At 60.7% G+C, this 24117-nt stretch carries 24 protein-coding genes; 6 read left to right on the forward strand and 18 right to left on the reverse strand.

The features are described from left to right. Positions 1-94: 94 nt before the first annotated feature. Together AK81_RS30675 and hisI are read right to left on the reverse strand one after the other, a co-directional pair. On the reverse strand, positions 95-1120 hold the full coding sequence (locus AK81_RS30675) for an HNH endonuclease (protein ID WP_343226799.1): 1026 nt from the start codon (positions 1118-1120) through the stop codon (positions 95-97). 408 nt (positions 1121-1528) lie between these two features. Next, positions 1529-1975, reverse strand: a complete 447-nt coding sequence (hisI, locus tag AK81_RS14450; RefSeq protein ID WP_043199946.1) for a phosphoribosyl-AMP cyclohydrolase — start codon at positions 1973-1975, stop codon at positions 1529-1531. Positions 1976-2054: 79 nt separating this feature from the next. Here hisI and hemB point away from each other — a divergent pair, with 79 nt between their 5' ends. After that, complete coding sequence (gene hemB, locus AK81_RS14455) at positions 2055-3062, forward strand: porphobilinogen synthase (protein ID WP_043199948.1); 1008 nt, start codon at positions 2055-2057, stop codon at positions 3060-3062. A gap of 70 nt (positions 3063-3132) precedes the next feature. Here hemB and AK81_RS14460 read toward each other — a convergent pair whose 3' ends face one another. After that, the gene (locus AK81_RS14460) at positions 3133-4335 is read right to left on the reverse strand and encodes an N-acetylmuramoyl-L-alanine amidase (protein ID WP_043199949.1); all 1203 of its coding nucleotides are present in this window, start codon (positions 4333-4335) and stop codon (positions 3133-3135) included. A gap of 290 nt (positions 4336-4625) precedes the next feature. Here AK81_RS14460 and AK81_RS30790 point away from each other — a divergent pair, with 290 nt between their 5' ends. The 3 genes from AK81_RS30790 to AK81_RS14465 are packed head-to-tail and all read left to right on the forward strand — an operon-like array spanning position 4626 to position 5787. After that, the gene (locus AK81_RS30790) at positions 4626-4952 is read left to right on the forward strand and encodes a CysS/YqeB C-terminal domain-containing protein (protein WP_430298229.1); all 327 of its coding nucleotides are present in this window, start codon (positions 4626-4628) and stop codon (positions 4950-4952) included. Beyond that, entirely contained in the window at positions 4949-5203 is a 255-nt protein-coding gene (gene yidD, locus AK81_RS28315; RefSeq protein ID WP_081042072.1) for a membrane protein insertion efficiency factor YidD, read from the forward strand. Before AK81_RS30790 ends, yidD begins: the two co-directional genes overlap by 4 nt. Beyond that, positions 5197-5787 (forward strand): 6-pyruvoyl trahydropterin synthase family protein, encoded by a 591-nt coding sequence (locus AK81_RS14465; protein ID WP_043199950.1) that lies wholly within the window; start codon positions 5197-5199, stop codon positions 5785-5787. The genes yidD and AK81_RS14465 overlap by 7 nt, the downstream gene beginning before the upstream one ends. Positions 5788-5827: 40 nt before the next feature. On the opposite strand, the gene AK81_RS14470 is transcribed toward AK81_RS14465, so the two are convergent. Next, on the reverse strand, positions 5828-6829 hold the full coding sequence (locus tag AK81_RS14470) for a zinc-dependent alcohol dehydrogenase family protein (protein ID WP_043199951.1): 1002 nt from the start codon (positions 6827-6829) through the stop codon (positions 5828-5830). Between the two features lie 106 nt (positions 6830-6935). On the opposite strand from AK81_RS14470, the gene AK81_RS14475 reads away from it, so the two are divergent. Continuing rightward, complete coding sequence (locus AK81_RS14475; RefSeq protein WP_043200072.1) at positions 6936-7337, forward strand: winged helix-turn-helix transcriptional regulator; 402 nt, start codon at positions 6936-6938, stop codon at positions 7335-7337. 49 nt (positions 7338-7386) lie between these two features. Continuing rightward, positions 7387-7791: a DUF6632 domain-containing protein gene (locus tag AK81_RS14480; RefSeq protein ID WP_043199952.1), complete on the forward strand. Its 405-nt coding sequence runs from the start codon at positions 7387-7389 to the stop codon at positions 7789-7791. 20 nt (positions 7792-7811) lie between these two features. On the opposite strand, the gene AK81_RS14485 is transcribed toward AK81_RS14480, so the two are convergent. From AK81_RS14485 to AK81_RS14550, 14 genes are all read right to left on the reverse strand, one after another. Next, positions 7812-8189, reverse strand: coding sequence for a hypothetical protein (locus tag AK81_RS14485; RefSeq protein ID WP_043199953.1), 378 nt, complete (start codon positions 8187-8189; stop codon positions 7812-7814). A gap of 56 nt (positions 8190-8245) precedes the next feature. After that, a complete protein-coding gene (locus tag AK81_RS14490; protein WP_043199955.1) occupies positions 8246-10318 on the reverse strand; it encodes a hybrid sensor histidine kinase/response regulator in 2073 nt (690 codons plus the stop codon). 105 nt (positions 10319-10423) lie between these two features. Further along, entirely contained in the window at positions 10424-11611 is a 1188-nt protein-coding gene (locus AK81_RS14495) for an MFS transporter (protein ID WP_043199957.1), read from the reverse strand. 24 nt (positions 11612-11635) lie between these two features. Continuing rightward, positions 11636-12673: a Rieske 2Fe-2S domain-containing protein gene (locus AK81_RS14500; protein WP_043199958.1), complete on the reverse strand. Its 1038-nt coding sequence runs from the start codon at positions 12671-12673 to the stop codon at positions 11636-11638. A 122-nt stretch (positions 12674-12795) separates the two neighbouring features. Then, entirely contained in the window at positions 12796-13629 is an 834-nt protein-coding gene (locus tag AK81_RS14505; RefSeq protein WP_043199960.1) for an SDR family NAD(P)-dependent oxidoreductase, read from the reverse strand. 23 nt (positions 13630-13652) lie between these two features. Further along, on the reverse strand, positions 13653-14417 hold the full coding sequence (locus AK81_RS14510; protein WP_043199962.1) for an SDR family oxidoreductase: 765 nt from the start codon (positions 14415-14417) through the stop codon (positions 13653-13655). 129 nt (positions 14418-14546) lie between these two features. After that, positions 14547-15797, reverse strand: coding sequence for a helix-turn-helix transcriptional regulator (locus AK81_RS14515; RefSeq protein WP_043199964.1), 1251 nt, complete (start codon positions 15795-15797; stop codon positions 14547-14549). 48 nt (positions 15798-15845) lie between these two features. Next, positions 15846-18236, reverse strand: coding sequence for an efflux RND transporter permease subunit (locus AK81_RS14520; protein ID WP_043199965.1), 2391 nt, complete (start codon positions 18234-18236; stop codon positions 15846-15848). Further along, positions 18223-19266 (reverse strand): WD40/YVTN/BNR-like repeat-containing protein, encoded by a 1044-nt coding sequence (locus AK81_RS14525; RefSeq protein ID WP_050491884.1) that lies wholly within the window; start codon positions 19264-19266, stop codon positions 18223-18225. The genes AK81_RS14520 and AK81_RS14525 overlap by 14 nt, the downstream gene beginning before the upstream one ends. A gap of 158 nt (positions 19267-19424) precedes the next feature. Continuing rightward, entirely contained in the window at positions 19425-20633 is a 1209-nt protein-coding gene (locus AK81_RS14530; RefSeq protein WP_043199966.1) for an acetyl-CoA C-acyltransferase, read from the reverse strand. Between the two features lie 8 nt (positions 20634-20641). After that, positions 20642-21112, reverse strand: coding sequence for a MaoC family dehydratase (locus tag AK81_RS14535; RefSeq protein WP_043199967.1), 471 nt, complete (start codon positions 21110-21112; stop codon positions 20642-20644). Positions 21113-21121: 9 nt separating this feature from the next. Further along, entirely contained in the window at positions 21122-21907 is a 786-nt protein-coding gene (locus AK81_RS14540) for an SDR family oxidoreductase (protein WP_043199968.1), read from the reverse strand. Between the two features lie 146 nt (positions 21908-22053). Further along, positions 22054-22932, reverse strand: a complete 879-nt coding sequence (locus tag AK81_RS14545) for an SDR family oxidoreductase (RefSeq protein ID WP_043199969.1) — start codon at positions 22930-22932, stop codon at positions 22054-22056. A 33-nt stretch (positions 22933-22965) separates the two neighbouring features. Further along, positions 22966-24117, reverse strand: coding sequence for an acetyl-CoA C-acetyltransferase (locus AK81_RS14550; RefSeq protein WP_043199971.1), 1152 nt, complete (start codon positions 24115-24117; stop codon positions 22966-22968).

Here is a 24117-nt window from a genome sequence, read left to right on the forward strand (position 1 = left end):
ACTTGCTTGACCGCTTCGATCTTGAATTCTTCAGGGTAACGCTGACGACTCATGGCACCTCCTATTTGGGCCTCATTATGAGGCTTGGAGGTGTCTACGAAACCAGGGGCGATTCATAGTGCGCTTCTCGATGGCAATTCGGGCATAGCGCTACGCAGTTGTAGAATCGATCCGACACTTCGGCACCTAGCACGTGGTGTACGTCCAAGAAGCCAGGGAATGATCGACTTTCGGTGCATCTTTCACACCGATACTGAGCTCGTTCCAGCACCGCCAGCCGAACCTTAGGATCGCGCTTCACGTGAGACCGAAGGGTACTCACCCTCTCCCCTACGTCACGTCCTAACGCCGAATAGTCTGGCATCGGGCAATCGTCATAGGTGTCGTCCAGGGCAGGCGATTTCGGATGTGATCCGACCAGTCTGGCGAGATCGACAACCCCCGGCCACTGCCATAAAACATCAGCAACCTGGTGGGTATCCGGCAACCGATCATCCTGAAGCCACAGGGTTGGGCTTGTTCCGTTCTGGGCGTGGTTCTTCGTGATGCGTCCTTTCAGCCCCCTGCTTAGAAGCTCATCGCTCACCTCCCGCTGCCGATTCCAGATCTGATGCAAAGCGCCAATCGGGATCAAGGCGGCATACACCACGGCCTCGCCTTCACGCTGAAATAGCAGATTGTGGGTGATCCCTTGAGCGAGGTCTCTACCCACCACATGCTGCAATGTTGCGTCCCAGCCCCCAGGACGAAGGTGGGCAGTCAATTGAGCAGCAGAGTACTTTTGCTCATTCCGGTTCCGACCATCACGGCGCCAGCACAGGCGCACCCGCGCTGTGGCTTCATGGCCATCTGAGGTGCGGAAAGTCACAATTTGCTGGGATGCCGCGCCAGTAGTGATCAGGCGAGCGCTGGACACCTCGAAGCCGCAGGCTTCCAGAAATGGCCGCACAGCCGCGCGGGAACATTCTTCCGCCGCAAGACTTTCTGCGCCTCGAAACTGACGAGGTGAAGATTCGGACAATGGATCTCTCCAATTTATGAAGTGTCGTAACCAGTATCGCTGATGCGGGTCGTTCCTGAAGAACCTAGATCCTGTGATCATTACTCTCACTAGGTACATTCGGGTCTTGATTTTAGCAGTCTTGGTTGGCACGGGCCTCGTCAATCAGAACGTTCAACCACCCTTGCCGTGAAGAATGGGTTGTGCCCACAAGTAATCGACCAAGGCCGTATAGCTGCTAAAGGTCTGATCGACCAAGCGAGCAGAAACCCAGCCCATGAACATGAACCGATGAACAAACGAATTCACATTGAGCCCATTGGGGTAAATACAGAGGGCTTGCGAGCGGCCTGTGAGCATCTGACATCGCCTACTTGTTGAATAGCATAGTGCGCCGGTAGCACCCTTGCGGTTCTTTACCACCAAGCCCCGCTCGCTTCTCCACAAAACCCTTTTTGGTATTGGCCATGTCCATGAAGCTTGTGATGCCTCCCTCAACCACTGCTAGAGACTCACTGGCGATGGTTGCTACCAATCTTTTCGATCCGTCCACAGCGGATCAGGACGTTGCACGCCTTTTGGGTTGCTGCTCACCACGACCTGGTCGCCGTCAATGACGTTGTAGAAACAACTGCGGCGCCCGGTATGACAGGCACCCCCCACCTGATCGACTAAAACGAGCAGCGCATCTCCATCACAGTCCAAACGGACCTCTTTAACATGCTGAACATTCCCTGACGTTTCACCTTTTCGCCAAAGCCCTCCTCTTGAGCGCGACCAGTAACAGGCCTGCCGGGTCTGCAAGGTCTCGACGAGCGCCTCCTGATTCATCCACGCCAGCATCAACACTTCGCCACTGTCGTGCTGCACGGCAACGGCGGCCACCAGCCCTTGGGGACTCCAGGGAATCTGTGCCAGCACGTCATCTAGAGGGAAGCGCGATCCCGCCTCAGCCTGCTCGAGCTTAAGAAACATGATTTACTACCTTGGAAGCAGAGATATACTATAACGTATCATGCAATCGGCGACGCCTGCCTCTACAATCGAGAGCCCCATGAACCTATTTTCAAGCCTAGGAAGCTACCCAGCAGTTCGTCTGCGCCGTAATCGCGCCGACGACTGGACGCGCCGCCTTGTCGCCGAAAACACCTTATCCGCTGATGACTTGATTTGGCCGATTTTTCTTAAAGAAGGCTCGGGAGGTAGCGAGCTGATCAGCGCCATGCCAGGTCAGGCACGGGTCAGTCTGAACGAGCTGATCGACCATGCAGGGCGTGCCGTAGACCTTGGCATACCCGCAATTGCACTCTTCCCTGCCACTGCGCCCGATCGGAAGGACAGCCAAGGGAGTGAAGCGATCAATGCGGACAATCTGGTATGCAGGGCCGCCAGGTTATTGAAATCGACATACCCCGCCCTGGGGCTCATAGGCGATGTCGCGCTCGACCCCTACACAGACCATGGGCACGATGGGCTGATGCGTAACGGCCAAATCGTAAATGACGAGAGCCTCGAAATGCTGGCTAAGCAGGCAGTTGTCCAGGCGCAGGCCGGCATCGACACCCTTGCGCCTTCAGACATGATGGATGGGCGAATCGGGGCGCTCAGGAAAGCCCTCGATTCGGCAGGCCTGACCGATGTCCGGCTCATGTCGTACGCGGCCAAATACGCTTCGGGCTTCTACGGCCCCTTCCGCGATGCGCTAGGGTCTTCACGCGCACTCAAAGGCGACAAGCAAACCTATCAGATGGACCCAGCCAACAGCGATGAGGCCCTACGGGAAGTCGCACTGGACCTTCAGGAAGGCGCTGACATGATCATGGTCAAGCCAGGCATGCCATACCTCGACATCATCCAGCGTGTGAAGTCGACGTTTGCAGTGCCCACATTTGCCTACCAGGTCAGCGGTGAATACTCGATGATCAAGGGCGCGATCAATAACGGATGGCTTGATCCACACAAGGTCATCCTCGAGTCGCTGATGGCATTCAAGCGCGCGGGCTGCTGTGGCATTCTGACCTACTTCGCGCTTGAGGCCGCAGAGCAATTGAAGCGGGGCTGAGATTTCCCGGCTGCGGTGACAAGCCCTTGTGACACCCCTAGCTTGGCAATGCGTCACAAGGGTTTCATGCTCAAGCGGATTCAGTGTTCGCCATGGCTGCGATCAGGCTGCCCGCAGGTGGCTGCTGACGGAAGTAACCCTCTACCCCCGTGAAGATCGCATCAGCGATTTTGCGCTGATGGCGTACATCATGAAGCCGCCGGCAATCATTGAGATTAGAGATGAAGCCCGTCTCCACCAAAATTGAAGGCACTGCCGCGGACTTCAGTACCGCAAAACCTGCCTGCTCCACTTTGGATTGATGCAGTCTCGACACCCCTCCAAGTTGCGCGAGCACCTGGTGCCCCAAGTCCAGGCTGGTGGAAATGGTGGCATTCATTGACATGTCCAGAAGAACCCCGGCCACCATGGGATCATTCTTGCGCAGCTTGACGTCCAAACCACCGCCGACCGAGTCTGCGCCATTTTCCCTGGCAGCCATCCAGCGGGCCATCGACGAGCTTGCCCCTCCTTGGGAGAGTGCAAAAACCGACGCGCCCGAAGCAGTCAGCCTGGGCGCAGCGTCTGCTTGCACGGAGATGAAGAGGTCAGCATTCAACCGCTGAGCCACTTCTGCACGCTTGCGCAATGGAATGAACACATCACCGGTACGCACCAGGCGAGCCTTATACCCCTTCTGGGCATCTATGCGCCTGGCCAGTAGCAACGCAATCTGCAGGGCAACAATTTTCTCTCGCTCCCCTTTGGCCCCCACGGCCCCAGGGTCTTTTCCTCCATGCCCCGCATCGATCACTACCAACAGATCACGGTTGGACTTCCCCGCTGGCCGGTCCCTGACAGCCCCGGCCACTCCAGCCGACGCGGCAGCCTGGTTAGCCAGGCCCGTCAGTAGCAACTCGAGCTTGTGATTACCCTGCGACGCAGCCAGCAGCTCACCCCGTACACCCGACTGCGTCAAATCCACGACGATACGCAAATCACCCGTTGGTGTTTTTCCACTGCGAATCGCGTGAACGGGCGTACCAGCCAACGCCAGGCCATCCAGTGATGCATCAAGCTCAGCCTGGTGCAGATCAAGCACCACCCTCGGTGGCGACTCCAAGGCAAAGCTGTTGGCGACCACCGGGCCACTCAGATCGAACAACAACTTCGTAGACCCCGCCGCACGAACAACGCTCACTCGCAGCACAACAGCACTCGATGCGCGCGCAGCAAATGATGCCGGCAGCGCTAGACCGGCTAGCAAAAATTTCAACAAGCTCCGTCTGTCCATACACCTTTACACCCTGAGTTGTCTCAGCTCACCGGGCAGATGATCTGATGCCACCCGCCCTATCCGCTCCGCACGCTTGCGCCCCACCAAGAGGGTGTTGTGGCGCTCTCTACAATGTTACGTTATAACATGGCTTCACGAAGGCAATGACCAGCGTGATCGCTTTGACGCCTACCTGCTAACAGACGAAGAGACGGCCTAGGGCCTGAAAAGCTGGATGAAGTAGAAAACCTCTTCCAGGCTGGATCTGAATTGAAAGACGCCCCCGCTTTTGGGAGGGCCGGAAACCCGTGGATATACAAAATGAGTGCAGTGACACATCGAAGGCATCAGCATATGACGTCGACAATTCACCTCCACTCCGCTTGCTTGGGCTGTTGCAACAGCCACCTGATGCGGCACTCGCTGCATTGGCAGCGCCTTCAGCGCCAGCGCAATACCCTTTGCGTCATCGCCAGTATCTCGAGTCGTTACTACTCGCAAGGGACACTGCGCGCAGTGCTAGCGATTTTGCCAAAGCAGACGCCTTGCGTGATGAGTTACTGGCTGCAGGCTTCCGCATCGAAAACACCCCAGAAGGTTCCAAGTTGCGACCGTCGGCAAGGAGAGTGATATGAGGCAGTGGCCGATTTTGATTTTGATTGCATTGGTGCGCGGCTATCAGCTGTTCATCAGCCCGGTGATCGGCAGTCGTTGCCGATTTCACCCCTCTTGCTCCCAATACTCGATCGAAGCACTGCGCACTCATGGCGCATTGCTGGGCAGCTGGTTGACGCTGCGACGGCTATTGCGTTGCCACCCGTTACACCCCGGCGGATTTGACCCGGTACCGCAGAAAGGCAATAAAAAAGAAGGTGGTTCATGCTGATCCGTAAGCTTTTCAAATTCGAAAATGCACACATTGTGCGCGGTTGCAGCACCCGCCGATGCTCTCACTCAATCCACGGGCACTCGTATAAAGTCGAACTGCTTTTGCACGCAGACGCCCTGGATCACGGGCAAATGGTGTACGACTTCGGGTTGCTGAAAGGGGATGTTCGCGAGCTGATCGACGCCTTTGACCACTCCGTCGCACTCTGGTCAAGGGATAATCCCGAATACATTGCTTCTATTCGCAAGCACTCCGAACGGTGGGTTTTGATTCCCGTCTCCCCGAGCGCGGAGCAATTCTCCAGATTGATCTTCCGCTTGGTGGATGCCGCGTTGCAAAACACAGATATGAGCAATGGCGAGTCCGACGTGCAACTTCACTCTGTCATCGTTCACGAAACCGAAACGGGCTATGCACAGTGCTTTCGCGAAGACGTCGTGAATCCACGCATGGGCATGATCGACCTCGACCTTGTCGAGTTCTCTTCTGCCATTAGCACTCAGTGGTCAGACCCCGATCTGTTTGAACGCCTCAAGCCAAAGCACACCCTGACTCAGACCGCGCTAGACAGCCGGGCGTGAACCACGCTGCCCAGGTTTAACGTTCAGCGTGAACGCTTCGTTACTCGATATCGATGACGACCTTGCCCACAGCCTTACCGGAACCCTGCAAAACCTGTGCAGCTTGAGCTTGCGCCAACCCAAACCGGTGAGGATCCATCAGCGGTCTGAGCTTGCCTTCCTCTGCGAGCCGCGTTGCATGCTGCAGGATTTGACCATGATGCGCACGCCCTTCCCCGCTAAGCATTGGCAACAGGACGAATATGCCTGACAGCGTCACGCAGCGCAGTGAGCCAGGGGCCAGATTGTGGGAGGCGAAGGCAAAACAACTGGCGACATGGCCATAGGGCTTGGCAGCAACAAGGGAGTCGTCCAGGCTCTGCCCGCCAACGGTGTCATAAACGATGTCGAACCCTTTGCCTTCAGTGAAATCCGCAACGTACTCGTCGACAGTTTTGGCGTTGTAATCAATAGGCGTAGCGCCAAAAGACGCCACGATCTCTTGTTTGCCGGCGGAGGCTGTCGCGTACACGTCAGCGCCGTGTGCTGCGGCAATCTGGATTGCTACATGGCCGACTCCACCAGCGCCACCTTGCACCAGGACACGCTGGCCGGCCTGGACTGCGGCTCTGTCTACCATGCCTTCCCAGGCAGTCAAAAATACCAGAGGAATTGCCGCGGCTTCGCGCATGGTGAGATTCTTCGGCTTCAATGCCAGAAGTGCCGTGTCGACTGCAGCATATTCGGCCAGCGAGCCCTGCAGCCCCCGAACGCCTCCCGTGAGTCCGTAAACCTCATCCCCCACGTTGAAGGCCGTCACGTCAGGCCCGGTTTCAACAACGACGCCTGCAAGGTCGGTACCGAGAATCGCGGGCAGCTCCGGCATGGCATACGGTGCAAGCCCCTGACGAATCATGTTGTCGATTGGGTTAACACCGCTGGCTACAATCCGCACAAGTACCTCGCCCGCCCGCGGCGAGGGGCGCTCTACCGTTTTCTCCACCAATGTCCCGGTAGCGTAGTCGTCTAGCACCAAGGCTCGCATCGTGTACTGGCTGCTCATTCTGGTCTCCTTAGAGGTTGTTTACAGTGTGCAATTCAGGGATTAGGGTTTAGGTATCATCTGTCGATTAGGCACTTTTTTGGAACGTAGGCACCCAATGGTAACCATGACTGAACCCACTGTTCGCGATCCGGGAACGCCCCTGGTGGTCTGTGAACAATGCCCGCCTCGCAGAATTCACGCGCTCTTGGCCCCAAAATGGTCGTCCATGGTGATTTACGTGCTGAGTTTCGGTTCGATGCGAACAGGCCAGCTTCAGCGCTCGATGCCGGGTATTTCAAAGAAGATGCTTACCCAGACGCTTCGCGAGCTGGAGAGTGATGGGTTGATCGCGCGCAAGGTGCACCAGGTGGTGCCCCCCATGGTCGAGTATTCACTAACCGACGTGGGGCAGCGATTTGTACAGCCGCTGATGGCGCTCTATGAGTGGGCGGAAGACAACGCCGAGCTTCTGGATGAGATTGAGACCAATCGGGCGGCTGCGGGCAGCAATTCAGAGGCCAGCTAAAGCCCACACCTCACCGGCGCAAAACAAACAGTGCAATGAGGAGTCCGCCATGACCGTAGTCGATCGCCTCAAATACTTGCGCGTCGTACTGGTTTTGGCTGGTCTGGCGTGCCTCGCGCTCTACCCACTTATGTTGTCCTGGCCGTCCGGTTGGGCCTGGCACGTCGGTCACTCGGACTACCCGATGATGATCGTTGGCATCTACGCCACACTTGGCGTGTTCTTGCTGCTGGCTGCACGTGATCCATTGGCCAATCTGAGCCTGATCTGGTTCGCCGTGTGGTCCAGCGCCGTTCATGGAGCAATCATGGCTGTCCAGGCGGTAACCCAGCCGGAGCAAATGGGGCACTTGGCAGGTGACGTGCCGGCACTCTTCATCGTGGCGGTTGCCTTGGCCATCTTGACGCCCCGCTCCAAAGGGGCCGCTCGCCGCCGGAAACACAGCCGGGCTTGAGCAGTGCCGTCAGGTGATGGTCACGCTGCCCATGTTTCGTGCAAATGACGCCACAAGATCCGCCCGCCCTGAACACTGAACAGTGCAGTCGAGATCCGTGTCTTGGCGCTTTGTCCGGGTAACCGATGTGTTTCTTGATAGCGGATCAACGCCCCCTCCGGCCACTGCGCCAATGATTCCAGCCCGATAAGCTCAATGGCCAGCCCTGGCTGGCTACCTGCACGTTGAGCGAACAGGGTAGCTACGTCCTTCAGGCTTACCTGCAGACCATTAGGCGTAACCATGGAGAACTCCGGATGGAAGCGCTCGACCATCGACTCAACCGCGCCCTCCCCCCTGGCGAAAAGCGCTTCTATCAATACATGCAGGTCAACGACTTCTTGCAGGTAGGGATTCATAACGTTCAGTTCCTTTGAAGTGTGCGCCTACCCTTGGAATACGGTACTTGCGCAGCTCATGCATTATTCAGGAGCAAAGTTTTGACGTTCAGCGTCAACGCTTCGAGTGTGAAGGGTTTCGTCAGCACAGCCGTATTGGGCTCCAGTGGGGCGTTTTCCAATATATGGGGTTGCGCATACCCGGTCATGAACAAGACCGGAAGACCAGGCCGGGAGCTGCGGCCAGTATCGGCCATCTGCCTGCCGTCGATCCCTCCTGGAAGACCAATGTCTGTGACCAGCAGATCGATGCGGGTATCCGAGCGGAGTAACTGAAGGCCAGCAAGGCTATCGGTCGCCTCAATGACGGTGTATCCGCAGCTACCCAGCGACTCACTCACAAACATGCGGACAGAGGGTTCATCATCGACGACCAGCACCGTTTCGCCTGAGGAGGTATGTTGTGATTCAGGCAACGACTCGGTACGAACTGCAGCATCAACCTCAACCTTATGGCTGGGTAGCTGCAGATATACCCGGGCGCCACGGCCCTCTTCTGACTCGATCCGAACCTGCCCGCCCGACTGTTTGGCGAAACCATAGATCATGGACAGGCCGAGCCCTGTCCCCGCTCCCACAGGTTTGGTCGTGAAGAAAGGCTCGAATGCGCGCGTTAGCGTGTCGGTGCTCATGCCCACACCATCATCGGCGACACAGATCGTGAAGTACGTTCCGGGTGCCAGTTCAGGATCGAGACCTGCTCCTTGTACCAGCGCCTCGTTGTACGTCTTGATGGAGATCGATCCTCCACCGTCCAATGCGTCGCGAGCGTTGATACAGAGGTTGAGCAGTGAGTTCTCGACTTGAGCCGGATCGACCAGGCAGGTACTGGATGTAGCCTGGAGCTCTACCTTGAGCTGGATCGCCGGCCCTACCGTCCGACGAATCAGCTCCTCCATATCACTGATCAGGGTGTTCACATCGGTATGAACAGGCATCAGCGTCTGGCGGCGAGAAAAAGCCAGCAGTCGGTGAGTCAGGGATGCCGCCCTTTGTGCCGCACCCTGTGCCACCGTCAGGTAGCGTTCTACGTCAGCGGTGCGCCCCTGCTTCATGCGGAGCTTGATCAACTCAAGGCTACCCGTGATGCCCGCGAGCAGATTGTTGAAGTCGTGTGCGATACCCCCGGTCAGCTGACCGACCGCCTCCATTTTCTGCGATTGACGTAGCGCTGCTTGCGCCGCTTCTCGCTCGGCGACGGCTTCTTCAATCTTCGCTTCCAGGGTGCGGTTAAGCTCCAGCAGCTCCGACTCGGCTTTTCTTCGCGCGGTTACATCGATGGACGAGCCGATCAGCCCCATGACCTCGCCTGCTTCGTCGCACAGTGGCGCTTTGACAGACAGCCAGTAGGTGGCCGTGCCATCCGGCATGTCGACACGCTCTTCGATCTGAACGGCCTTGCCGCCATGCATGATGTGCTGGTCGGTTGCCATGATCTGGCGTGCTTGCGCTTTGTCTTCCAGAAACTCCAGGTCGGTCTTGCCCAGGTAGCGCTCTGGTGGCTTGCCAACCAGTTGGGTGACACCATCATTTGCAACAATCAGCCGCCCCTGTCGATCTTTTGCGTAGACAACACCCGGTACGGCAGCCGTGAATGTGCGAAGCAAAGCTGACATCCTGTCGCGTTCAGCCTCTGCTGACCGGCGTGACTCAATGTCCATGAGAATGCCAGGGAACCGAACAGCCTGACCTTCCTCGTCAAGCTCGGCTCTGCCATTAGCCTCAACCCAACGGTAGCTGCCATCATGCTGCCTGACGCGGTATTCACACCGGTAGGCGCCCCCACGGCTCATTGCCTCCTGGATATCGGCAGAGACACGATCACGATCGTCAGGGTGAATCGAGGCGAAAGCTTCCTCAATCGGAATACCTGCCATGCATTTGTCTGCAGGAAGCCCGAAAGAGCGCGAGAATCGCTCATCCGCAGTAACCTGGTTTACCTGAATATCCCACACCCACGTGCCAATGATCGCGCCAGCTTCGAGCGCCAACTGTAAGCGCTCCAAAGCGGTCGTCGGAAACGCGGACTCCTGATGGGGTGATGCGGGAGCATCCAGGTCTGCTGAAAGGCCGACGCCTTCGCGATCCATAAATTGCCTCTTTTCCTACGCACATGAGCGACTGGCCAATGGAAGCAATTCTAGAGCGATTTGAGCGCTATCGACCAGCCTCATCACCTCGCTGGGTGTCAGCCATCAAGCCTGAACACCCACTGCGCAGCCAGTGCCCACGGCTTGCAAGCGTTGCGCCAGCAGCCAGGTAAAGGCCAGCACCGGGATCAGCGCGCAGCCAGCCGCCAGCCACAGCAGCATGCCGAAGCCCTCACCGACCAGTTGCCCGGCCAGGGCCGGCCCCGCCATCGAGCTCAGGGCAAAGGCCCCTGGAATCAGCATGATCGAGCGACCGCTGCGGTCCAGGCGGGCAATCGCAGCGGTTTGATAGACGCAGCCCCAGGTAAAGCCCACTTCCCAGACCCAGGCGCCGGCGGCATACATCAAAAAGCCTTCGGCGTTGCCCAGTAACAGCAGCCCGGTACCCAGCACCGCGAGAACGATGACATGGGGGGCGCGCACGCCCAGGCGGTCACCAACCACGGCCAAGGCCAGCGCTGCTGCGCCGCCCAGCAGTTTCAGCACGGCGAAGACGATACCCAGTTCCGCTGGCTGCAACGCCAGGCCATGGCCCAAGCGTTCAAGAAACGCCCAGAGGCCGATCTGCCCGGCGCCGAACAGGAAGAAAAACGCCAACGCTGCATAAGCGGCCGGCGGAAACTTGAAGCGTGAGAGCAACGAGCCGGCTTGCGCCTGCTGCGCTTCGTGAATGAAGTCCTGGCGCCTGGGCAATGCCAGCGCGCTGAGGCTCAGCAGCAAAATGATCGCGGCCAGCATCAAGGCCGCGCCAGCGTAGTGGAAATAGGCAATCACCAGCGACGGCAAGGCGAACAGCACCGCGGCCACCACCCCCAGTTCAATACCCAGGCGCATGCCCAGGGCGCGTTCCTTGTTGGCCATTTCACCCATGATGCGCATGCCCAGGCAGGTCATCAGCGCAGCAAAAAAGCCGACCATGGCCCACAGCGGCAACTGGGCCGTGGCCGGCAGCCAGGACGACATCCCATATGCCGCCGCAGCGCCGAGCGCACAACCCAGGGTCAACCACCGCCAGTTCAAGCGGTCGATCAGCACCACCGCCAGCAGCGTGCCGAGCAGGTAGCCGGCAAAACACACCGAGCCCAGCAGGCCGACCTGTTCCACTGTAAAGCCCAGGCTGTCGACCATCGACCCGAGCAGGATAGGCAAGGTATTGAACGGCAAGCCGCCAATCGTCGAAGCGAAGCTGGCGGCCAGCATGATCGCCAGTATTTTACGGCCACTCATGTTCATTGCCCTCTCCTGCTCGAATGGCTATCAGCGCTGGCCGACGGTAATGATTTCGCGGCGCTCGGCCATGGTGGACGGCACGCTGGCTTCGTCCATGAAGAACTGCTCGTACCATTCGCGCAGTTGATAGACCGGGCCATCGCCTTCGGCCAAAACCGGGTTGTTCACCCGAATCTTGTGCGCCCAGATATCCACGTCCTGGTAGAAGGATTCGCGGTTTCGCATCACGTAGTCCTTGGCCATTTCCCGGTTCTGTTCTTCGCTCCAGCCCGGCACTTTCTTCACCATGCAGCCAAAACGCAGCTCAAAACTATTGGCGGTAATGGGCACATGGCAGTTGAGCAGGATCGAGTGGATCTCCATGCCCTCGAACACCGCGCGCATCCGGGTAAAGTGCGTGGCCGGCCCGTAGTAGGCCGATTCGGCCACCAGGTCACCACCCAGGCGCTCGGAGTCGCCATGGAAAATCTGCTGGGCAATGTGGCCTTCAAAGACGTTGGCGAAATACTTGGTGGGCGTGCCATGAACCGGCCCGAAGTGCTGGGCATCTGCCAGGTTGTCGACCAGTTCGCGTGGGTTGGTCTCGATAATCAGCTTGTCCATGTGCCAGTCATGCAGCCATTCGTCACTGTCCTGTTCCGGCAGGTGAGGAATCACCACGCCGTCGGCCGGCGCCTTGCCTTCCGGGTTGTTCCAGACAAACAGCAGGTTGTTTTCTTCACAGGTCAGCCAGCTGGGGGTCTTGGCTTTCGGCGGGATACGCTTGCAGTACGGGATCTCAACGCACTTGCCGCTGGCGTCGTACTGCCAGTGATGGAAGGGGCATACCACCCGGTCATTTTCCAGGGTGCCGCGCGAGAGGTCGGCGCCCATGTGCGGGCAATGCGCATCAATGACGCTGATCTGGCCACTGGACGTGGCAAATGCCAGCAAGCGCGTGCCGAAGATATTCAGGGTGTGCAGCTGGCCATCACGGTAGTCGGCCGCCTCCCCCAGGCAGTGCCAGCCTCGGCCAAAGCGAGGGGCCAGAGCAGTTTCGACATTGATTGCTGCGAGCTTGGTCATTGTTATTGTTCCTCGTGTGGAAATCCCCGGTAACTTGCCCGGTCAATCTTCACCGAGCAGGCGCCGGTGCTCATCCTCCGCATGGACTAGGTGAGCACCACGAGTACTTCTTCAGCCAGTGTTCATCGCCAGTCGGCGACGATGCCGTGCTCCAGCGCAAACGCCTGCGCCGCGATGGTGCGCCGCTGAAAGCGCGCTGCCTGGTCGTTGGTGGCCAGCCACACCATCACCTCTGCTGGCACTTGGGGAGGCGCAGTGCCGATGCGCATGGCCAGCAGGCCGTTCTCGCCGATGGTAGCCTTCAGCGCGTCGGTGGTGACCACCCCCGGGTTGAGCGTAAAGGCGCGGATGCCCTGCTCGCCCAGTTCGGCGACAAGCACCCCCGAAACCCTGGAGACCGCCGCCTTGCCCGCACCATAGGCATAGCCCCAACCACCGTCGATGGCGGCCACCGGCGGGTCGCCTTCACCGGCACCGGAGGTGACGTTTATCACCACCCCGGCACCCCGTTCGAGCATGCCGGGCAACACGGCCTGGGTCAGCAACAGCGGCGCCAGCACATAGCCCTGGAACACCCGCTCCATGGTCTGCGGCTGCAGCGACATGAAGGCGCTGTTGAGGTCGCGGCCCTGGTAGATTGCGTTGTTGACCAGCACATCGATGCGCCCGAACGCCGCCAAAACTGCCTGGCCTGCGGCCAATACCGAGGCGCTGTCGAGCAGGTCCATAGGCACCACCAACGCCTTGCGCCCCAAGGCGCGGATCGCAGCTGCCGTGCTGTTCAGGCTGCCCGCCAGGGGCACGCCCTGGGCATCGCACAGCCGATGCGTGGTGCTTTCGCCCTCCTCCACGGTGCGAGCACTGATCGCCACATCGAACCCGGCCCGGGCAAAGGCCAATGCTGTCTCACGCCCGATACCGCGGCTTGCTCCGGTAATGAATGCCACCTTGGTCATGGTTGTTCTCACGTGGACAAGGGCTAGAAACGTGCCGGACGAACCATGGCATCCATACCGCCATCGACAAACATCACAGTGCCGTGGACGAAACTGGCGTGAGCGGACTGCAAGAATGCCACCACCTGGGCAATCTCCTCGGGGTTGCCGGCGCGCCCCAGCGGTGCGACAAACTCACGGACCGCCTTGGCAAAGCGGGGATCGTTCAGCGACGCCTGGTGCAACGGCGTCTCGACCGCCCCAGGCGCCACCACATTCAGGCGTATGCCCTGCTTGGCCCAGGCAACCGCCTTGCTACGGGCGTTGCAGGTTACGGCGTATTTGGAACTGGCATAGGCGACATGGGACTGCCCCAAGGTATTGGCGTGCTCCAGCGCCAGCGCTTCGTTGCCGGCGAGCATGGCCGCGATCATCGGCTGCTGATCGGGGTTGACGTGGGTGGCGGCAATCGAGCCGATCACCACAGCGGCTGGCCGGTCGCCCTTGGCCAAGGCATCGGCCAGGCCGTCAAGCAGCTCACAGACACCAAAGTAGTTGACCGAAACGATGGTATCGGACACCGCGCTGGAGCCAACCCCGGCGCAGCACACCAGGCCGTCGAGCACCCCGCCGCTGTGCTCGAGCACCGCATTGATGGCGGCTTGGCGCCCGCTTGCGCTGGACAGGTCGGCAATCACCTCGGCATTTGCCCGGTCGATGCCGATGATGCGGTGCCCGGCGGCGCGTAACGCCTGGCAAACTGCTGCGCCGATACCGGATGCAGAACCGCTGACCGCTGTGACTGGCATAACGTTGCTCCTTGTTGAATGGTGTTACCTAGTATTGGTGCCGCGCAAACACCACAACATCGTCCGCACGGACTAAAACGCCCCGGCCTTGCAAGCAGGACCGGGGCGTTCGGGTATCCAGGGCGAAGGTCAGGCGCTATTGCGCGCCGGGGTGGCCAGTTTCAACACCGGCTTTTCCGGTTTATCGTTTGGCAGCGCTGCCAGCTTGGGCTTTCCCAAGGCAACCACACTGTTGAGGATGATGCGCACCAACTCCGTCTGGCGGCGTACACCCGTCTTCGAAAAGATCGAACGCAAATGCGCCCGTGCGGTGTTGCGGCGCACATTCAATACTTCGGCGGCCTCTTCAAGCGACAGGCCGTTAGCCAGTTCCATGGCCAGTGCGGTTTCGGCCCGGGTCAGGTTGAACAGCTGCTTGGTCACCGTTTCGCTGGCCATGGAGCGGCCAACCGCGTCGCGGATGTATACCACCACCGCAGGTTTACTCTTGCCCTCGGCCCAGTCCTGGGTGGGGATGGCCTCGATCACCACCCCCAGGTTGACCTGCCCCGATGGCCTGGCCACCGACATCGCTTCGGCCGCGGTGCTGACCTGTTCGCTACTGGCGTCGCGGGCAAAGGCATTGCGCACCAGGCGCTGCAGCTCGCGGTTATCGCTGGGATAAGTGGCCTCAAGGCGCCCACCCACCAGTTTCAGGCCATCCGCCTGTTCCAGCAGCTCGCTGGCCACCGGGTTCAGGCGCAGCACGCTGCCATTCTGGTCAAGCACGATGGTGGCCACTGACAAACGGCTGATGGCCTGGGCATACAGCTCACTGATCGACTCGCTGCGGTCGAGCAGGTTGTGCACGTGCATCGCACGGCGCAGATGCGGCAGGATCATTTCACACAGGGTGCGCTCGGAGGCGGTAAATTTGGGCGCGGCTTTGGGCCGGGTAATGCGAAAGCGCAGCTTGCCGCCATCGGGGGTGGAAACGTCGGCACCCATGATGTGGTAGGTGTCGTGCACGGTACCGTAAGTCTTGTAGTAGACCGAATTGGCCCACTCGGCTTCGGTCATCAGGTCTTCGACGGTGAACACCTGGTCCATCGGCGGGTTGCTGAAGGGGGTGACGGCTTGCGGGTAGGCCCAGTAACTCACCTCCCCCTCGCCTTCGATATCACCGACCACAATCATCAGGCCCAGGTCCGGCTGCTCAGGCACTCTCAAAATCAAGGTGACGTAATTGGCCTGGTACAGGCTGCGTACGTGGCGCAGGGTCTTGGCCATCAACTTGTGGTTCAGCGAACCATCGTAGAACTCGCCGATGAGCGTGTCATATTCAGCCAGCTCCATACCCATTTCTGCCAGCGCTTCAAACCCCAAGGTGGAATTTCCCATCGCCCGTCTCCTCGCGGGGCACAGACCAGGCCGTGCCCGCTTTTATTGTTATGATTCAAACACGTGTGCGCGCGCTGCACGGTCCGCCTTGACCGCAACCAGGGGTTTACCGAGGTTGAACCAGGCGGCCAAAGCCGGAAGCAGGAAAATTGCCCCAAGTACATTGACCAGAAACATGAACGATAGCAATACCCCCATATCGGCCTGGAACTTCAGCGGTGCAAAGGCCCAGGTGCACACCCCGATCGACATGGTCAGCGCAGTGAAAACGGCCGCTGTACCGCGTTGGCACATGGCCTGGTAGAACGCCTGGCGCAGGTCGGCGCCCTCGGCCATTTCGTGCTGGATCCGCTCGTACAGGTAGATGCCGTAGTCAACCCCCACGCCGACGCCAAGCGCCATCACTGGCAGGGTCGCCACCTTCAGCCCGATGCCCAGCATGGCCATCAGCGCATTGCACAGTACCGCCACGATGGCCAGCGGCACCAGGATGCACAACACTGCGCGCAACGACTTGAAGGTCAACCAGCAGAACAACAGCACCGAGCCAAACAACGCCACCAGCATCAGCACCTCGGCGCGCTTGACCGCATCGTTGGAGGCCGCCATCACCCCGACGTTGCCACCGCCGAGGAAGAACCTGATTTCCGGCACCTGCACCTGGGCAATGATCCGCTTGGCCTCCTTGACCACATGCGACACCGTGGCGCCATCGTGGTCGGTGAGAAACACCAGAATCTGCATCTGCTGGCAGCCATCGGTCACCAGGCCGTCCTCGGGCATATAGGCACGGGCGCCTTGGCTCAAGCCCCGGGCCGACCCCGGTATCGCCGCCCAGCGAGGGTTGCCTTCGTTGTTGCCGGCAATCACCGTCTTGCCAAAACCGGCCACCGACTGCACCGACTGCACGCCAGTGACGCTGCGCATCTGGAAGTCGAAGGCCTCCACCGCACGCATCACCGACGGTGACAGGCACGCCTCCTCCAGGCCCTGTGCCTGCACAAACACCGCCAGCACATCCAGGCCGATGGAATAGCTGCTGACAATTTTGCTGTTGTCCTGGTTGTAGCGTGACTCGGCGCGCAGCTCCGGTGCGCCTGCACCGATGTCACCGACTTCCAGCTGGCGTGCCTTGAACACCGCCAGGCTCAGCAGCATCACGCTGAGCACCAGCACCGCCAGGGCCGGACGCGGTTCGGCCAGCGCCGACAAGCGCCACCACAGCGGGTGCCTGCCCTGCTGCTGGTTGCGTTCCTTGCTCAGCACGCTACGTTCCAGGCGCAGGTAGGAAATAATGATCGGCAACATCAGCTTGTTGGTGATGATCATCAGCATCACACCGATGCAGGCCGTCACCCCCAGTTCATGCACGATCGGGATGTCGATCAGCATGATCACGGCAAAGCCCAGGGCATTCATCAACAACGCCAGGGAGCCTGGAATGAAGATCTTGCAAAAGGCCAGGCGCGCCGCCTGCAGCGAATCCTTGCCGGCCAGCACTTCCTGTTTCCAGGCATTGGTCATCTGCACAGCGTGCGAAACACCGATGGAGAAAATCAGGAACGGCACCAGTATCGACATCGGGTCAATCCCCAGGCCCATCAGCGGCAACAAGCCCAACAGCCACACCACCGGCAGCAAAGCCACCAACAGCGCCACTACGGTCAGGCGCAACGAGCGTGAATACAGCCACAGCAACAGGCCTGTGATCAGGAAGGCGACGACAAAAAAGCCGATCACGGTCATCAGCCCCTCGACCACATCACCCACCAGCTTGGCGAAACCGACGATGTTGATCTCGACCTGATCGCTGCTGTATTTGTCGCGAATGGCTTCCAACCGCTCGGCGACTTCAACATAACTGACCGATTTGCCCGTCTGTGGGTCCACGTCCTGCAAGTCTGCACGGACCATGGCTGACTTCAGGTCATTGGCCACCAGCCGCCCGACCTGCCCGGAGCGCGCGGCGTTGCTGCGCACCTGAGCCAGGTCTTCGGCGCTGGCGGTGAAGCGTGGCGGTACCACCACGTCACCAAAAAAACCTTCTTCGGTGATTTCGATGTAACGCACGTTGGCGGTGAACAGCGAGGTTACGCTGGCGCGTCTGACCCCGTTGATAAAGAACACATCGTCAGTCACCTTGCGCAGGGTGTCGAGAAACTCCGGGTTGTAGATGTCGCCCTCGCCCTTCCACCTGACACTGACCAGAAAGCGGTTGGCGCCGGTGAAGTACTGGCTGAAATCGAGGAAGTTGAGCATGTACTCATGTCGCACCGGAATCTGCTTGTTGAAACCAGGGTCGAGTTGGGTATGGGTGGCGCTGTAGCCCAGGCCCAGGGTCAGCAGCAGGAATACCGTCAACAGCAATTTGCGTCGTGCCAACAGCAGGTCGGCGCAGCGCTCGACCATGCGCCCGGACCGGGCTTTAGCGTACTTCATGAACTTGCTCTCCTTTGCCCAGCGCGGCAACGCTGTTGCCGTTCCCCTGGAAAACGCCCCGTTCGCCGGCTACTAGTAGTTGATCGGTGCCCACCACAATGGCTGAGGTCAAGGTGCCCAACCCCGGTTGCCGGGTGGTGCCGATCAAGCGGCCGTCTGCGTCCAGGCGCACCATCGAGCTGCCGCCGCCGACAATCAGTACGCCGCTGTGGTCCGGGAGCACTACATGGCCATAAAGCGGCTGGGTATTGCCGACCTTGATCGCCTGCCACTGCTCACCGAAGTTGTCGGTGACAAACACATGGCCGCGCATGCCGTAGGTCACCCAACGCTGGGCACTCAGGCGAGCCACGCCAAATAACGAGCCGTTGTAGAACGCCGGCAGCTGTTGCCAGTGCTGGCCGTTATCGGCGCTGCGCAGCACCAGCCCCTGCTCGCCCACCAGCATGCGCCGGCCATCGCTGCCGCCGTCCATTGCATTGAGATGGGCGCGGTCGACCTCCAGCGCCAGCGCGCGCCAGCTGCGTCCGGCATCGTCGGACTGATAGAACTTGCCGTAGCTGCCGAACACGACCACCTGATCGCCACCGGCTGCCCAGGCACCCAGCAACGGCTCGCCTGCATCGGGGTCGAAATGAACCTCCTGCCAGCTGCTGCCGGCGTCATTGGAGCGCAGAATCAGGCTGTCCTGGCCAACGGCAACCAACTGCTCGGGGTTTAACGCGGTCAGCGCCGTCAGGGAAATCTGGCGTTGCGGCTCGACCGTGGCTTGTTGCCAGGTGCGGCCGCGGTCATCGCTGGTGAGGATGGTGCCGCGCTCACCCACCGCCACCTGGCGCGTGCCCAGGTTGAGCAGGCCGTTTATCTGCATGCGTTCGGTATTCAGCGTGGTCTGGGCGATGTTCAGTGCGCCGCGTGGGGTAAATGCCAGCGCAACGATTGCGGCGACCGTGATGCACACGAAATAGGCAATAAGCTTGGCGCATGGGCGACTGCGTGCAGCGACATCCAGGCGCTCGACAATAGACATACGGTCCACCCTCTTGTTCTTGTAGTCGTGAATCACCGCGCCACCGAGGCGCGGTGCTTGCAACCGTTGTTGACTGAGGTGTGTAGATAGTCCGTCTGCTCGGCCTGCGGGACATCGTCCAAATGGCCTACCCCGGTGCCGATCGACGAAACCGCGGGTCAGTCCAGCTCGAAAAGCCCCGCCGCGCCCATGCCACCCCCGATGCACATGGCCACGACCACGTAGCGCACGCCGCGACGGCGCCCCTCCAACAGACTGTGCCCAACCATGCGCGCACCCGACATGCCGAACGGGTGACCAATCGAAATGGCCCCGCCGTTGACGTTCAGGCGCTCCGGGGGGATGCCCAGGGCGTCGCGGCACTGCAGGACCTGGCAGGCAAAGGCTTCGTTGATTTCCCACAGCCCGATGTCGGCCACGCTCAAACCGAAGCGGTTGAGCAGTTTGGGCACCGCCAGCACCGGGCCGATGCCCATCTCTTCCGGCGCGCAGCCGGCCACGGCGATGCCGCGGTAAGTCCCCAGCGGCTTCAGGCCACGCCGGGCGGCCTCGGCGCGGCTCATCAGCAAGCTGGCCGAGGCGCCATCGGAGAATTGCGAGGCGTTGCCGGCGGTAATGAACTCGCCCTGCTCGACCCATTGGCCGTTCTTCCACACGGGTTTGAGCGCTGCCAGGTCTTCGAAACGGGTCGAAGGACGGTTGCACTCGTCGCGCTCGGCCACCACCTGCTCATGGCCATCGGGCTGGCCTTCCTTGTCAAAGCGCAGCTTGCGCACTTGCAGGGGTACGATTTCTTCGTCGAACAGGCCGTCGCGCTGGGCGGCCGCCGTGCGCTGCTGGCTTTGCAGCGAGTAGTCGTCCTGGGCCGCGCGGCTGATGCCATAGCGCCGGGCAACGATCTCGGCGGTTTCGATCATCGGGATATAGGCGCTTGGCATGCACGCCAGTACCGCCTCTGACTGGTTGCGGTAGGTGTTCTTGTGCTTGTTCTGGGTCAGCGACAGCGACTCGACACCCCCGCCGATGGCAATGCTCATTTCACCGGCCAGAATGTTCTTCGCCGCCATGCCGATACTGATCAGGCCTGAGGCGCACATACGGTCCAGAGCCATGCCCGGCACGCTGTCGGGCAAACCACCGGTGTAGGCGCACAGCCTGCCAATGTTGTAGCCCTGGGTGCCCTGCTGTACCGCCGCGCCCATGATCACGTCATCCACCGCGCCGGGCTCGATACCGGCCCGCTCGACCACCGCGCGTACCACATGGCCGCCAAGCACCGGGGCTTCGGTGTCGTTGAAAGCGCCGCGAAAGGATTTGCTCAGCGCGGTACGGGCAGTCGCTACGATTACAACGTCTTGCTTGTCCATGAACAGGCTCACTCGGTGATGGGATTGAAGGTGTAACGGCTGATGGTGTCGACCACGCAGCCAGGGCGTTCGGCGCCCTCGATCTCGACGCTGATGCGCACCACCAGCTGTACCGCGCTGCCGATCAGCTCGGCGCTGACGACCTGGCCTCGGCCACGTACCCGCGCACCGACTTTCACCACAGAGGGGAAACGCACGCGGTCGGTGCCGTAGTTCACCCCCATGGCCATGTTGTCGATGCTCATCAGCTGCGGCATGAACAGGTTGGCCAGGGCCAGGGTCAGGTAGCCATGGGCGATGCACGCCCCGAACGGGCCATTGGCGGCGCGCTCGGGGTCGACATGTATCCACTGCTGATCGCCCGTGGCTTCGGCAAACAGGTTGACCCGTGCCTGGGTCAGCTGCAGCCAGTCGGTGACGCCCAGGTCCAGGCCCTGGGCCTTGAGCATTTGCTCGGCGCTACTGAATCGGGTGCTCATGGGGTGCCCTCAACCCTGTTGTGAACTGACCGACAGCACTTCGCCGACCATGTAGGAGGCGTAGTCGCTGGCCAGGAAGATCATGACGTTGGCGACTTCCCAGACTTCAGCGGCGCGGCCAAAGGCTTCACGGTCGGCCAGTTTGGCCAGCAGTTCTTCGCTGCTGGCCTTCTTGAGAAATTCGTGCAAGGCAATCGACGGCGACACGGCGTTGATGCGCACCCCGCTCTCGGCGGCTTCCAGCGCACTGCAGCGGGTCAGCGCCATGACCCCGGCCTTGGCGGCGGCGTAGTGCGCCTGCTCTTTCTGCGCACGCCAGCCAAGCACCGACGCGTTGTTGACGATCGCCCCGCTCCCTCGGCGTTCCATATGCGGCAGCATCGCGCGGGTCATGCGGAAGGTGCCGGTGAGGGTCACGTCGATCACCCGCAGCCACTCCTCATCGCTCATCTCGGTAACCCGCCTGGAGCCACCAAGGCCTGCGTTGTTGATCAGCACATCGACGCCGCCAAGGGTTTGTTCGGCGGCGGTGACCAGGGCTTGCACTTCGGTCTCGACGGTGACGTTGCACAGCTGGCCGTACACGGCCTGCAAGCCGGTGTCGGCCTTCAGCTGTTCAACCGCCTGCTCCAGGCGCCGGGGATGGACATCGGAAATCATCAGGGCGCGGCAGCCTTCTTCGGCGCAGCGCCGGGCCGCGGCATAGCCGATGCCAGCGCCGGCGGCGGCAGTGATGAGTACGGATTTGCCAGCCAGCAACTGGTGGCCTGGCACATAAGGAGGGGCTTGTTTCACGCGGTATACCTCTGACAGAAAACAGGTTGTCGACAGGTATAAAGGCCGCTGGGGGCAGGCACATCGTCAAAACGGACGGGGTCGGATGTCGCGAGGGAATCAGGGGCAGGCGCCGGCAACGCCGACGCCAGTGCATCAAGCCGCGCTTACGTGCCCCAGACCTTTTGCGCCTTGGGTGCTTCGTTGAGGATCGCATCGACCGCGGCCCCTACTTCAGCGACCTGCCAGCGCGCCCCCTTGTCGCGGGTGACGCCGGTGCGCCAGCCATCACCGAGGGAGATCCGGCCGCCCTGGCTTTCGAACAGCTGGCCGCTGACATGCCCGGAAGCCTCGCTGCCCAGCCATACCACCAAAGGCGCGACGTTCTCTGCCGCCCAGGCGTCGAAGCTGTCGTCATCGGGTTTCTTGACCATGTCCGGCATTGCGCTTTCGGTCATCGCCGTGCGCGCCGCCGGGGCCAGGGCGTTGGCGGTAACGCCATAGCGGGCCAGTTCTGCCGCCTGCACCAGGGTCAGCGAGGCGATACCGCCTTTGGCCGCCGCATAGTTGGATTGCCCGATCGAGCCCTGCAAGCCGGCGCCGGAACTGGTGTTGATAATGCGCGCCGCCACCGGCGTACCGGCCTTGGCCTGATCGCGCCAGCGCCGGCCAAGGATGTTGGCCAGGCAATAATGCCCCTTGAGGTGCACGCGCATCACCATGTCCCAGTCCTCTTCCGACAGGCTGATGAACATGCGATCACGCAGCACCCCGGCGTTGTTGACCAGCACATGCACTTCGCCGAACGCCGCCAGTGCAGCATCGACGATGCCTTGGGCGCTGCTCAGGGTGGTGATGTCGCCGTCATTGGCGATTGCCCGGCCACCATTCGAGCAAATTTCGTCGACCACCGCCTCGGCGGCCTCGCGACGAATATCATTGACCACCACATTGGCGCCTTCAGCGGCAAATGCCAACGCATACGCGCGGCCCAGACCGCCACCGGCACCGGTGATGATCGCGGTACGACCTGCACAGATTCCCATAGGGTGTTTTCCTGTTGTTGAGTGTGGGCGGCTTCAAAGCCGTTCGATGATGCTGACGTTGGCCTGGCCGCCGCCTTCGCACATGGTTTGCAGGCCATAACGCCCGCCGCTGCGTTCAAGCGAATGCAGCAAGGTGGTCATCAAGCGCGCACCGGTAGCGCCCAGCGGGTGGCCAAGGGCGATGGCGCCGCCATTGACGTTGGTGCGAGCCGGGTCGTAGTCGAGCTCCTTGGCCCAGGCCATGACCACCGAGGCGAAGGCCTCGTTGATTTCCACCAGGTCGATATCGGCCATGCGCAGGCCAGCCTTCTTGAGCGCCGCACGGGTGGCTGCAATCGGTGCCGTCAGGTGCCAGATCGGGTCGTCGCCGAGCACCGACAGGTGATGAATACGCGCCCTGGGGGTCAGGTTGTAGCGCTTGAGCGCAGCCTCCGAGACCACCAGTAACGCCGCCGAGGCATCGCAGGTCTGGCTCGATACGGCAGCGGTGATCGACGGGAATTCAGCGCTTACAGGCTCCAGGCTGGCCATTTTCTCCAGGCTGCTGACCCGCGGTGTTTCATCGAAGGCCAGGCCTTCGCAGGCAACGATCTCGCTGGCGAAATAGCCGGCATCTGCGGCCGCCAGGGCACGACGATGGCTTTCCAGGGCAAACACTTCCATGTCTTTCCGGCTGATCTGCCAGTGATCGGCGATGCGCTGGGCAGCGTAGAACTGATTGACCGGCTGCTGGCCAAAGCGCGCCTGCCAGCCTTTGCTGCCGGAAAACGGGTCGCTGAAGCCCAGCGGTTGCCCGGCGAGCATCGCCGACGAGATCGGGATCTGGGTCATGGTCTGCACGCCACCCACAGCCACCACCTCCTGCATGCCGCTCATCACCGCCTGGGCGGCAAAATGCAGCGCCTGTTGCGACGACCCACACTGCCGGTCGACCGTGGTTCCCGGTACGTTCAGCGGCAAGCCGGCAGCCAGCCAGCTGGTGCGGGCAATGTCGCCTGCTTGCGAGCCGATGGCGTCGACACAGCCGAAAATCACGTCGTCATACTCGTGGGCTGGAATGGCATTGCGCTCGACCAGCGCGTTCAACACATGCGCGCCCAGGTCAATGGCATGCACATGGGCCAGGCTGCCTTTGCGTTTGCCCGTTGGGCTGCGCAAGGCATCGACGATATACGCTTGGGGCAT

Source organism: Pseudomonas putida W15Oct28, assembly GCF_000708715.2.
In the GTDB taxonomy this organism is placed as follows: Bacteria; Pseudomonadota; Gammaproteobacteria; order Pseudomonadales; family Pseudomonadaceae; genus Aquipseudomonas; species Aquipseudomonas putida_R.

Coding starts and splice junctions, on each gene's coding strand:
- AK81_RS30675 (WP_343226799.1), bottom strand. CDS start 1,120: ATGTACCTAGTGAGAGTAATGATCACAGGATCTAGGTTCTTCAGGAAC.
- hisI (WP_043199946.1), bottom strand. CDS start 1,975: ATGTTTCTTAAGCTCGAGCAGGCTGAGGCGGGATCGCGCTTCCCTCTA.
- hemB (WP_043199948.1), top strand. CDS start 2,055: ATGAACCTATTTTCAAGCCTAGGAAGCTACCCAGCAGTTCGTCTGCGC.
- AK81_RS14460 (WP_043199949.1), bottom strand. CDS start 4,335: ATGGACAGACGGAGCTTGTTGAAATTTTTGCTAGCCGGTCTAGCGCTG.
- yidD (WP_081042072.1), top strand. CDS start 4,949: ATGAGGCAGTGGCCGATTTTGATTTTGATTGCATTGGTGCGCGGCTAT.
- AK81_RS14465 (WP_043199950.1), top strand. CDS start 5,197: ATGCTGATCCGTAAGCTTTTCAAATTCGAAAATGCACACATTGTGCGC.
- AK81_RS14470 (WP_043199951.1), bottom strand. CDS start 6,829: ATGAGCAGCCAGTACACGATGCGAGCCTTGGTGCTAGACGACTACGCT.
- AK81_RS14475 (WP_043200072.1), top strand. CDS start 6,936: ATGACTGAACCCACTGTTCGCGATCCGGGAACGCCCCTGGTGGTCTGT.
- AK81_RS14480 (WP_043199952.1), top strand. CDS start 7,387: ATGACCGTAGTCGATCGCCTCAAATACTTGCGCGTCGTACTGGTTTTG.
- AK81_RS14485 (WP_043199953.1), bottom strand. CDS start 8,189: ATGAATCCCTACCTGCAAGAAGTCGTTGACCTGCATGTATTGATAGAA.
- AK81_RS14490 (WP_043199955.1), bottom strand. CDS start 10,318: ATGGATCGCGAAGGCGTCGGCCTTTCAGCAGACCTGGATGCTCCCGCA.
- AK81_RS14495 (WP_043199957.1), bottom strand. CDS start 11,611: ATGAACATGAGTGGCCGTAAAATACTGGCGATCATGCTGGCCGCCAGC.
- AK81_RS14500 (WP_043199958.1), bottom strand. CDS start 12,673: ATGACCAAGCTCGCAGCAATCAATGTCGAAACTGCTCTGGCCCCTCGC.
- AK81_RS14505 (WP_043199960.1), bottom strand. CDS start 13,629: ATGACCAAGGTGGCATTCATTACCGGAGCAAGCCGCGGTATCGGGCGT.
- AK81_RS14510 (WP_043199962.1), bottom strand. CDS start 14,417: ATGCCAGTCACAGCGGTCAGCGGTTCTGCATCCGGTATCGGCGCAGCA.
- AK81_RS14515 (WP_043199964.1), bottom strand. CDS start 15,797: ATGGGAAATTCCACCTTGGGGTTTGAAGCGCTGGCAGAAATGGGTATG.
- AK81_RS14520 (WP_043199965.1), bottom strand. CDS start 18,236: ATGAAGTACGCTAAAGCCCGGTCCGGGCGCATGGTCGAGCGCTGCGCC.
- AK81_RS14525 (WP_050491884.1), bottom strand. CDS start 19,266: ATGTCTATTGTCGAGCGCCTGGATGTCGCTGCACGCAGTCGCCCATGC.
- AK81_RS14530 (WP_043199966.1), bottom strand. CDS start 20,633: ATGGACAAGCAAGACGTTGTAATCGTAGCGACTGCCCGTACCGCGCTG.
- AK81_RS14535 (WP_043199967.1), bottom strand. CDS start 21,112: ATGAGCACCCGATTCAGTAGCGCCGAGCAAATGCTCAAGGCCCAGGGC.
- AK81_RS14545 (WP_043199969.1), bottom strand. CDS start 22,932: ATGGGAATCTGTGCAGGTCGTACCGCGATCATCACCGGTGCCGGTGGC.
- AK81_RS14550 (WP_043199971.1), bottom strand. CDS start 24,117: ATGCCCCAAGCGTATATCGTCGATGCCTTGCGCAGCCCAACGGGCAAA.